Below are 5,494 nucleotides of genomic sequence, written 5' to 3' on the forward strand. Positions count from 1 at the left end.
AGCGGGATATTCAGCACACCCATAACGCCAAAGCTCAACAGGGCAGTAATGGTAATGGGAACAGCCCCGATCAGCCCTATGGATATTTGTCTGAACATCAATGTAAGGAGTATCACAATTAATACCAGCGAGAGCACAAGGCTCTTAATTTGCCCTTCCAGGATCAGATCGGTAAAGACCAGCGACTTGTATCCTGAACCGGCATAATTAATGTCTACACCCAATTCCTGAAAATCATCTTCAAATTTTTCTATCCGGCTGATTGCTGCCTTCAACGATTTCGAATCATCTTCCTTAAGCTGGTATTTAAGATTGGCCTGGTTGTAATCGTAATTGACCTCCTTCCACAGATTGTCCGGGTCGCCCGACATCTCGTACAACAACAGATACTGGGCAATCAAATTTTGAGAGGAAGGGATCCGGTTGAACTTTTCCTTGTCGGCGTGCATCACCTTATTCATCCGCTCAATATAATCGGCCAGTGAAAAGGAACTGCCTACAACCTGCATGGAAGCCTCAACACGCTTTTGCATTTTACTCATCAGCTTCAATACTTCCGGCTCTTTGAAAGCATCATTGCGTTCCGCACTCAGGATGACATTTAATTTGGTGGTACCGCCAAATTTTTTATTGATGAATTCATCGGTTTGAACGATCTGGCTGTCATCTTCAAATTTATCCAGGAAGCTTGAATTGATCCAAACCTTCTGCAGTCCATAAAGGCTCAGAACGATCACCCCGGCAGTGATAACAAAAACCATTTTCTTATTATTCAGCACTCGATGTGTCCAGGATTCTGCCCATGGATGCCTGGTCTGCCGTGATGCTTTCTTCTTACCGGGAAATTTGGGTTTCCCAAAGGTTATGATACCCGCCGGTATGAAGACCAGGGAAAGTATCATAGCTGACATCACACCAAAGGCAGTAAATAGACCGAAGTACTTGATCGGGTAAACTTCTGAAGTCAGCAGGGATATGAAACCTACGGAAGTAGTCACCGAGGTCATCACCACGGGTTTCCACATGTTCTTAATCATGTCCCTCGTGCTTTCCTGCTTTGAAGCATCCGGGTGTTCCTTTTGATAGAGTTTCATGTGGCTGAACAGGTGAATCCCGTCTGCCACCCCGATGGCGATCAGCATGACAGGCACCATCGTGGTCACTGCATATATGGGAATGGACAGTGCCGCCATCAGACCGAAAGCCCAAATCACACTGAACAGTACCACCAATAGCGTTAAGACAGTAGTTTTGATGTTGCGCAGCGTGACATAAAGCACCAGGATGATCACCAGAATAACAATGGGCACCATTCGCTGCATGTCTCTGGGCCCCAGGTAAGCCATGGTTCCTTCCACAATGGGGGTACCTGCTACATAAAGTTTGTGATCTTTATCCTCGTAGCTATCTGCAAGGTCAAGCAGACGATGATAAAATTCCTGGGAAAAAGCATCGTCGCCAATCTCTGCTATGGCAAGAGTTACCGTCTCATCTGCCGAAACAATCTTTTCATTGATCATCTCATTGTCCCGCACTTTTTGCTTCAGGCTGTTAATCTGCTGCTGCGATTCCGGTACTTCCCTATAGAAAGGATTGACCTCCAGTCCCGATTCCGTACCAATGATGTTATCCGCTGTATAAAGAGAAGTGACATCCGATTTTTCAATTTCCTCAAGCTTTTGCAAATCTTGGGTCAGTGCCTTAACCATTTTCAGGGTTTTGGCATTGTAGATCCCTCCTTTATTTTCAATAGCTATAATGATCCCGTCTTTGATGTTGAAGATGGCTTCTGCCGAATCGCTGTAAACGAAAGCCGGGTGGTCCTGTGGCATGTATTCATCCAAATCGGTTTCCATACTGGTGTTGTTCTTCATTTCCATAAAAAAATACACCGATAATGCCAGGATCAAGGTGAGCACCAATACCGGCCAGCGAAGTGTAAAATTCATGATGCGTTTCATAGAGTTTATTTTTTCGTAAGTGAATAATTACTGATTTATTTTTAAAAAAAAATTTTGTTCCTATTGATCCGGGAATATCATCATATTTCTTCTCCAGCTATTTATTGTCCCGGCTAATGCCTGTAGATGAATTCTTCCTTCGCTTACTCCAATTCCTTTAGAAAAAGAGGCAATGGTTAACCGGCTCAATTCCCTGTTCCCAATGATCTATATACTCCCTGCCATTATTTCTTCTTTGTTTCTTTGTTGTTGCAAAGTTAGTAAATATTTACTTACAAAGATAAATTATATAACAACATTTGGCAAAAATTTGTTTAACAAAATATAGAATTATTTGTAAATTTTACTAAATTTAATCAATAGTTCAATTTTAGTATGACTATTTTTAAACTCTCAATTAAAAATAGTGCACTCCAATGGAAATAACCTGATGTGGAACTTGATATACATAGAACGGCAAATAAGCGACAAATTTGAAAAAATCTCAAAGGCCTATCCTGTGGTTGCTTTGGTTGGGGCAAGACAAGCAGGAAAAACAACATTTCTGAAAAAACATCTTCATGGAGCGGCCTACGTCCTTTTTGATGATCCGGATGCCAGAGAGCTGTTCGAGGAAGATATAAAGAAATTTGAGACCCAGTATGTCAAACAACTAACGGTGCTTGATGAAGTTCATTATTGTAAAGATGCAGGAAGAAAATTAAAATATCTCGCTGATAAAGGGAACCGGCTCTGGATTACTTCTTCTTCAGAACTTATCCTGAAAAAAGAAGTGCTATCTTATCTTGTAGGGCGGGTGTCAATACTCCGGTTATATCCGTTCTCCCTTCAGGAATTTCTCAAAGCGAAACAATGGCGCTCCCTTAACGAGAAAATATTGAAACGGGCAGTTTGGGAGCACATGGTTTATGGTGGTTATCCAAAAGCGGTTTTAACAGAAGATACTGAACTTAAAGAGACCATCCTCAAAGACCTATACGAAACTATGATTTTAAAAGACATTGCACGAACCTTTTCAATCGATGACATTGATTCCCTTGAAAAATTCACGCGATATCTGGCCATTAACACCTCTTCAATAATAACTTATAACAAGATAGCCGATGTTATAAACATTTCTCACCAAACCATCAAGAAGTACCTGGATGCGATGGAGAAAAGTCATTTACTTGTTAGGGTTCAACCGTTTTATAGCAATAAAAATAAGGAAATAACCAAACAGCCTAAAGTCTATTTTTTGGATACCGGTTTGAGAAACGCTGTCGTTAATAGTTTCCGGACCGAAGCTGAAGGCATGCTGTTTGAAAATTATGTGCTTACCGAGTTAATAAAGAACGGATGGGAAGTCAAATTTTGGAGAAACAAATCAAAGGCAGAAGTTGATTTTATAGTAGAGGTAAAGGGAGAAATCATCCCCGTTGAAGTAAAGCTTTCTTCTACTAAGATTTCCCGAAGCTTACAGGCTTTCATAAAGATGTATTCTCCGAAACGGTGTTTTGTGGTTAACTATGAAGGCAAGAAAAGAACTGTGGGCTATGAAGACACAAAGATAGAGTTTCTTGATATCAAAACCCTGTTGGATCGGGTGTGAATGTGGCTTTAATCGGTCACCTTACTAAACCGTGGCACCAAACTCATAAATGGATTGAAAATATGTTGTTACTTGAATATTGTAATCTTCAGGTAATCTAAAAAATCTTTCAGACTCCCTTCCAGGGAAAGGGAAAATTCTTCCATCTTCCACATCTTCACAATCAGACGAAAAGTTCCCAAAATATTATTCACCATCATCTGATCGTCCAGATCTCCCCTCAGTTCGCCATTCGCTTTTCCTTCTTGAATTAGAGCCAGCATAAATTCCTGGTTTTCCTTAATCAATTCTGCAACTTTCTCGGAAAGTTCGCTGTCATTCTGAAAAATCTCTTCTGCGAAGATCACCGAGACAATTGCCGGATTGGCCTCAAAAAATTTACCCAGATTGTTTAGCGTTGCCTGTATCTTTTCATAGGTAGTACTGTCCGTTGAACGGGCTGATGTCTGAAAGGCCTTCATTTTTTCCCGGAACATATCAAGAATGGCGGAGAGGATCTGTTTTTTGTTTTCAAAATGCCGGTAGATTGCTCCTTCCGTAACTCCCGTTTCCTTTGCCAGATTTTTTATGGTAAGTCCTTGTATCCCCTTTTGATCAATAAGCCTTATGGCTTTATCGATGATCTGTTCCTGTCTTTGGGTAAGTTCTGTCATACAAGCGTATTTATCGCAAAATTACATTTTATGGAGAAAAAAAGAAAATTTATCCGGATGAGGCACGGAGGTGTGATGTTCAAAATAACAAATGGTATAACATGTATAGAATGATAAAATCTCTATCAGAGTCCTTGCAGTTTACTCAGGAGCCGTTATCTGGTATGATGTATTTTTCAGTCTTCTTTCCAGCAGTAAGGCGATAAGGATAAAAACGGGTATGGTGAGGATCAAACGCAGAACAGAAAATTTCAACCCCAGAAAACCGATCTCAAAGGTGAGCATGGGAATTTTGGCGGCGCTGAACATGCCCACATAAATGAAAATGTTGCGCAGGCTCGTTCCTTTTTTCCAGAGCAGATGTGCAAAAGGGAAAGCCACATACAACGATCCCGGCTGGATAACAGCGAGCAGGATCATGAGTCCCATCCCTTTCATCCCCGAGCCCTTACCTACATGCTTTTCAATTTTTTCTTTGGGTATCCATACATCGAACAGCCCGATCAGGATGAAAATGCAGGGGAGGATCATGAGCATTTCTTTCATGAACCGCCAAAAAGTGGTTTGAAACAGCTCTTCGCCAGTGGAAAAATCCGCGATGTAAGAAACTCCTATAAATATTGCAAATATTAGTATTACCGGCAGATCGAACTTATATTTCCGTAATTGTCTGTTCATGCTTTCCTTTTAAGTCAATGAGAAAATAATAGCCATAATTACACCTATAACTATGGCTCCGAGAAAACTCAGCCCGTTTCGGATTAATGTCACTTTCATCCCAAAATATTTGGCTTCCACCGGGATGGTCAGCGTGCCCACCATCTTCAGCGTGGTAATAAACAGAGCCAGGATACCGTAAGTAACACCGCTTTCCAGAAGCATGCCGGCCAGCGGATAAGAGATGAATCCGGGTATGAGGGATATGCTTCCCACAAGCGCAGCCATGACATAGCCCAAAATACCGGCCTGATCGCCGAAATATTTGAGCAGCATCTTTTCGGGTGTGAAAAATAAAGCTAAGCTTACCAGGATAATGACCGTGAGCAAGGTGGGCAAAAGCTTGAGAAACTGCATGGCTCCCTTTTTCAAACCCTCCAGGGTTTTCTGCCGGTTGGCGATGAAGGAGACCAGCAACAGCAGGCCCGTTATGATAAAAAGAATGGTCATTATTCCTTGCTCTTTTGAATCTGAACACCCAGTATTTTAGCGTGTTCTAAAGCTTCCATCTGATAAAGAGCCGGTTCTGAAATCACGCATTGGTCCTTACCTGCTTCAGTGTGTTCGTTATC

Annotated in this window: 5 protein-coding genes; 1 reads left to right on the forward strand and 4 read right to left on the reverse strand. The window is 41.5% G+C overall.

Annotated features, from left to right (window positions below):
- On the reverse strand, positions 1 to 1,961 hold a 1,961-nt coding region (locus tag KGY70_02845; protein ID MBS3774103.1), incomplete at its 3' end, for an MMPL family transporter.
- 430 nt (positions 1,962 to 2,391) lie between these two features.
- On the opposite strand from KGY70_02845, the gene KGY70_02850 reads away from it, so the two are divergent.
- Entirely contained in the window at positions 2,392 to 3,552 is a 1,161-nt protein-coding gene (locus KGY70_02850) for an ATP-binding protein (protein ID MBS3774104.1), read from the forward strand.
- 68 nt (positions 3,553 to 3,620) lie between these two features.
- Here the strand turns inward: KGY70_02850 and KGY70_02855 are convergent, their stop codons facing one another.
- The 3 genes from KGY70_02855 to KGY70_02865 all read right to left on the reverse strand — a co-directional run bounded on the left by KGY70_02855 (position 3,621) and on the right by KGY70_02865 (position 5,372).
- Positions 3,621 to 4,205: a TetR/AcrR family transcriptional regulator gene (locus KGY70_02855; protein MBS3774105.1), complete on the reverse strand. Its 585-nt coding sequence runs from the start codon at positions 4,203 to 4,205 to the stop codon at positions 3,621 to 3,623.
- A 141-nt stretch (positions 4,206 to 4,346) separates the two neighbouring features.
- Positions 4,347 to 4,883 carry a permease gene (locus KGY70_02860; GenBank protein MBS3774106.1) on the reverse strand — a complete coding sequence of 179 codons (537 nt, stop codon included), beginning with the start codon at positions 4,881 to 4,883 and terminating at the stop codon, positions 4,347 to 4,349.
- Positions 4,884 to 4,892: 9 nt separating this feature from the next.
- Positions 4,893 to 5,372 (reverse strand): permease, encoded by a 480-nt coding sequence (locus KGY70_02865; GenBank protein MBS3774107.1) that lies wholly within the window; start codon positions 5,370 to 5,372, stop codon positions 4,893 to 4,895.
- Between the last annotated feature and the right edge of the window lie 122 nt (positions 5,373 to 5,494).

Source organism: Bacteroidales bacterium (assembly GCA_018334875.1).
In the GTDB taxonomy this organism is placed as follows: Bacteria; Bacteroidota; Bacteroidia; order Bacteroidales; family UBA12077; genus JAGXLC01.

Coding starts and splice junctions, on each gene's coding strand:
- KGY70_02850 (MBS3774104.1), top strand. CDS start 2,392: ATGTGGAACTTGATATACATAGAACGGCAAATAAGCGACAAATTTGAA.
- KGY70_02855 (MBS3774105.1), bottom strand. CDS start 4,205: ATGACAGAACTTACCCAAAGACAGGAACAGATCATCGATAAAGCCATA.
- KGY70_02860 (MBS3774106.1), bottom strand. CDS start 4,883: ATGAACAGACAATTACGGAAATATAAGTTCGATCTGCCGGTAATACTA.
- KGY70_02865 (MBS3774107.1), bottom strand. CDS start 5,372: ATGACCATTCTTTTTATCATAACGGGCCTGCTGTTGCTGGTCTCCTTC.